The 4,653-nt window shown below is 45.3% G+C and carries 4 protein-coding genes; all 4 read left to right on the top strand.

The genetic code is table 11. The annotated features are described in order from the left end of the window. The coding region (locus OEV42_21255; GenBank protein ID MDH3976798.1) for an Ig-like domain-containing protein at positions 1-3,033 on the top strand (3,033 nt) is incomplete at its 5' end. 28 nt (positions 3,034-3,061) lie between these two features. After that, positions 3,062-3,601: a cohesin domain-containing protein gene (locus OEV42_21260; GenBank protein ID MDH3976799.1), complete on the top strand. Its 540-nt coding sequence runs from the start codon at positions 3,062-3,064 to the stop codon at positions 3,599-3,601. A 35-nt stretch (positions 3,602-3,636) separates the two neighbouring features. Continuing rightward, on the top strand, positions 3,637-4,107 hold the full coding sequence (locus OEV42_21265) for a hypothetical protein (protein ID MDH3976800.1): 471 nt from the start codon (positions 3,637-3,639) through the stop codon (positions 4,105-4,107). 106 nt (positions 4,108-4,213) lie between these two features. Beyond that, entirely contained in the window at positions 4,214-4,528 is a 315-nt protein-coding gene (locus OEV42_21270) for a tetratricopeptide repeat protein (protein MDH3976801.1), read from the top strand. Positions 4,529-4,653 lie beyond the last annotated feature (125 nt).

Consider the following 4,653-nt stretch of genomic DNA (forward strand, 5'->3'; position numbering starts at 1 on the left):
ACACCGATAGGAGGGGCCAGTGACAGTGTAAATATAGATTTTGTTGAGCCGCCTGTTCAGGTGACGCTCTCGCTGAGTAATACCAATATAGCAGCAGACGGATTAGATTCGGCGACGATTACGGCGCTTGTCCAGGATACAAACGGTTATGCCGTTGTCGATGGTTTTAATGTTAATTTTGTGACGACAGCCGGAAGTCTGAGCGCCGCTGATGTGCCTACTGCTAGTGGTATTGCCACGACGACGATAACCTCGGATACGATATTGAGGGACGGTGTTACAAACCCCATCGTTACCATTACGGCAACGAGTGGATTGATTGTGAGTACGACGGATATACCATTTAGTCCCGGTCCGCCCTTTAGCCTGGCGCTATCGGCCAGTCCGACAACAATTATTGCAAATGGATTCGAAAAAACTATTGTCAGCGCGCTCGTAAGGGATGAGAGTAACAACCCGGTAAAGGATAATCTTTATGTTACATTCTCTATAAATAGCACTATCTATGGTACATACCCCAATGGAACAGGAACGAGTGATCCTGTTCCTACTTCAGCAGGTTATGCGACAATAGAATTGACATCGGGAACTACACCAGGAACACCAACACTAACAGCTCGAATTGGTGCAAAAACTGCGACATATAATGGCCTTACGCTTAACGCCGATTTGACACCGCCTAGTGTGCTTGCCGGCTATTCACCGGCAGATCTGGCAACCGACGTTCCGAAAAATACACTGATTACGGCAACATTCTCTGAAGACGTTCAACAGGCGACTGTAGAAAATGATGCAAATATTACTGTCTTTGAAAATGGTTCGTCTGTTTTGAAGACTATTGTTTATAATGCAGCAACAAGAACAGTTTCTATCGATCCTCAGGACTTTGTTGATGGAGCTGCTGTCACCGTGCAATTTGACGCCGGTATTACAGACCTTGTCGGATTGCCTCTGACACCAAGTCCTTTCACCTGGTCATTCACAGTCGAATCGGTTTCAGTCGGCGCACCTGCTTCTATGACGATTTCAGCTTCCAAAGACCTGATAATTAGCGATAATACGGATACTGCTGCTGTAACTGCGGTAGTAAAGGATTCCGGTGGTGGCAATGTAATTGATGGTACGCAGATACAGTTCTCATCTTCACTTGTTGATGTTGATCTAGGCTCTGGTTCCGGTGTTCCTGTTATTGTCGGTACTGTTGGTGGGCAGGCATCAGTGAACATCAGGTCTGCAGTAAACGGGCTTGCTTCAATAACTGCTGCCGCAGTGTCAGCACCTGCCGTCAATGCGGCGTATGGCGTTGAATTTGTAGAGCCGCCCTTCCAGTTGACAGTTGTGCCTGCCGTTGCCTCCATACCGGCTGATGGACTCAGTACAACTACAATTACGGCAACGGTAAACGATCAGTATGCTAATGCTGTTGCCAATGGTCTGTTTGTCAATTTCTCAACAAGTCATGGAAGTCTGGATTCCAACTCTGTGTCCACTGTCAGCGGTCAATCTACTGTTACGATCACATCAACAACATTTAGAAACTATAGTGTTTTTATTACCGCCAATGTAGCAGGCACGGCACTTACAAAAACGACACAGATTTCATTTAAGCCCGGACCTCCCAATGCGGTTACCTTCAATGCAAGTGACCTTGTTATCGCGGCAAATGGCGCTGACACATCAACTATTACGGCAACATTTGTTGATGATGACGGTAACAGGGTAAAGGATGGAATCACTGTAACCTTTGAAACGACTGACGGCACCTTCTCTAATGGTTTGCAGGTAATTACTGCTACTACTCTGGGAGGAGATGCCTCTGCAGATTTGACATCGACTGTATCGATTGTTGATATAATCCCCACGATTACAGCAACAGCCGGTGCGGCAACGGGTACGTTTAACGGTATAACCATGTCTGCCGACCTTACGCCACCTGTACCATTGACGGCATCTCCACTTGCCGGTTCTGTCGGGGCATCTTTAACGAATCCTTTGTCGGTCGAATTTAGTGAGAATATGAACCCTTCAACCATTACTACGGGATCATTTATTGTTGTTGGTTCTATTACGGGAGTTGTTACTGGAACTGTTTCCTATGATGCCGTGACAAGGGTTGCTACATTTACTCCAACGGTGACCTATCAAAGTAACGAGACTATTACGGGAACGATTTTAACTACAGCAACCGATCTTGCCGGTAACGGGTTGGCTTCAAACTTTGTCTGGACCTTTACAACGACGGAAACCATTGCGCCGGCTGTGCCGACAGGGCTTCAGGCTATTGCCTTTAACGGGTCTGTCGGACTGAGCTGGAATGCAAATACGGAACCTGATATGGATGGCTACAACATTAGCAGAAGTATCACATCGGGTGGCGGTTTTTCTGTCATCGATACTGTATTTGCGCCTCTGTCAAGCTATACAGATACGACAGTCACCAATGAAACGACTTACTATTATTACATTACGGCCTTTGACCAGCTGGGTAATGAAAGTACTCAAAGTGCCGAGGTTTCGGCTACTCCCAGCGCGGAAACGGCTCCGGTGCCGCCTGTTAATTTAGCCGGCGCCGCCGGCAATATGCAGGTAACGCTTACCTGGGACGCCAATACGGAGACGGACCTCGATGGATATAATGTCTATGTAAGCACTATCCCTGGAACTTATGGCGCTCCTGATAATGGAGGCATCCTTGTAACGGGAACAACTTATACGGTGACGGGCCTGCCTAACGGTGTGCCTCATTACTTTGTTATCACAGCCGTCGATACGGTCCCTCTGGAAAGTGTGACTTCAAACCAAATATCGGTTACTCCCCGGTATAATGTGGCGGACCTTGACGTTGACAACGATGTTGACGGCGGTGATCTGGCTATTTTCGGTCTTGCCTTTGGAATGATTTCTACAAATCCCTTATGGAATGACCCCAACGGTTGTGGTGTGGGAATACCATGCTCTCTTGCCGATTTTGATGGCAGCGGCAGGGTTGATGGCGCTGATCTAATGGTACTGGTTAGAAATTTTGGAATATAGGCAACTTATATCTTATAAGGAGCAAGCTATGAAAATAATAATGCATATTAAAACAATGCTGATAATGGTTTTCCTGCCATGCTTGCTGATTTCATGCGGTGGCGGTGGTGGTGGAAATCCCGTTGCACCTGGTGGTGGCGGGGTCGGCCAAGCTGTTACAGTATCTAATAACAATCCAGCTCCTGGTTCCACCTTCACGGTAACAATCGCTGTGCAGAATGAAGTTGATCTGGAAGGAGCTACCTATGAGTTGAGTTATAATCACAGTGTTATAGAAGTAGATTATGTGTTCGATGTAAGTGAAGGGGTTGCCAGCGGTGGGGCTTTGGCTGGTTCAGTGGTAGAATTTGCCGGTGGAACAAATAATCTGTTGGTTTCATTTTTTAAAAATCCACCTGATACTGGATCAACATTTACCGGCAGTGGAACAATGTGTGTAATCACTTTCGAGGCAGTAGGGTCAGGGTCTACAACGATCAGTTTTAGTAATATAGATACCGAGTATTATTATGGTGATGGGAGCAGCAGAATCCCGCTCCTGTTATCACAATCGATAACGGTACCCTAATTTAATTTATTGATTCAAGTAAAGGAGGTTTATTAATGCTACAGAAACTATTGCTTTCCCTTATTATAGTTTCCATAACTGCAATCGCTTTGTTAGGTTGTCAGAAAAATGAAACAACGGTGGCGCCCTATGGGTCGGGTATTGTGACAAATCCGACAGAGTGGGCTTATTCAGTACATTCATCAGCTCTGCATGACTCTCAAAAATTCTATATTAATATATTTGTACTTGATGAAAACGGCGTTCCTCAAAATAATCAGGACTTATTTTTTTACTGTGACCAGTGTGAAGGAGGAATGGTGACATTAGCGGATAATAAAGAAAAACCTATCAATGTGAGTGCCAGCGCCGGAGATGTCCATGGCACAACGGGGAATTTTGGAAATTATATTTTATGGGTTAATTATATAACAGGCGGTGGGATTAATTATACGACCGAAATAAGAATTACATCAGGCACTAATGATGCCTTTGTTGAATTAGCTGTCGATGATGATTTCACTTGATTTATTGAAAGAGCTATGCTTCTATTTGACGGTGCCTTCCGGCGAATGAGTTATTTGATTGCTTTTTTTTTCAATATGTTAATATATTAAAATCTCTTTTTTGAATATGGAAATTACAACCAATACCATAGCCGAGCTTTACATCAAACAGGGCTACCCGGAAAAGGCGATGGACATATACAGGGCCATTCTGGAACTGGACCCTGATAATGCTACTGCCAAGGAAAAGCTTGGTAAACTTGAGGCGGAAATGAGTGGAGAAGGGGCCCCTTCAGCTGTTGAAGAGGCTTCTTTCCCTGATATTTCTCATTCTTCACCGGCAACGGCAGAAAGTCCCCCCGTTGCCAATGATGTTCATGCCCAGATAGACAGGCTCGAAGGCTGGCTTGGCACAATCTCGCAGGCAGGACGGAGAGCCTGATGGATTTTAATGAAATTGTAGCCAATATCGTCAATTCAGCCGAAGGAAGCCTTGCAGCAGTGATTATGGATAAGGATGGTATTCCCCTTGCTGAATTCAAAAAGCCTGATACTCATGTCGATATC

The organism is Deltaproteobacteria bacterium (assembly GCA_029860075.1).
Taxonomy (GTDB): domain Bacteria; phylum Desulfobacterota; class JADFVX01; order JADFVX01; family JADFVX01; genus JAOUBX01.